The organism is Vibrio sp. S457-15, assembly GCF_000960545.1.
Lineage (GTDB): Bacteria > Pseudomonadota > Gammaproteobacteria > Enterobacterales > Vibrionaceae > Vibrio > Vibrio parahaemolyticus.
Map to the genome: position 1 here is coordinate 1 of NZ_JYOQ01000061.1, position 380 is coordinate 380.

Annotated in this window: 1 protein-coding gene; it reads right to left on the bottom strand. The window is 43.2% G+C overall.

The window, feature by feature from the left end; translation table 11 throughout:
* Window positions 1-380, bottom strand: a 380-nt coding sequence (locus UF05_RS07660; RefSeq protein ID WP_048852362.1) for an Hsp70 family protein, incomplete at both ends; no start/stop codon positions are given.

Consider the following 380-nt stretch of genomic DNA (forward strand, 5'->3'; position numbering starts at 1 on the left):
AACCAGTGCCATACGAGTCTGACCACCAACTAGGATTACGTCAGTGATGTCGTTTACTGATAGGTCAGCGTCAGCTAGAGCTACTTTTAGTGGCTCAAGAGAGCGTTGTACTAGGTCTGCAACTAGAGATTCTAGTTTCGCACGAGTCCCTTTGATGTTCATGTGCTTAGGACCAGTTGCATCAGCAGTAACGTAAGGTAGGTTTACGTCTGTTTGAGAAGTAGAAGAAAGCTCAATTTTCGCTTTTTCTGCTGCTACTTTAACACGCTGCATTGCTAGTGGAACGTTTTTAAGATCGATACCTTGCTCTTTCTTAAACTCGTCTACTAAGTAGTTGATAAGACGGTTATCAAAGTCTTCACCACCTAGGTGAGTATCAC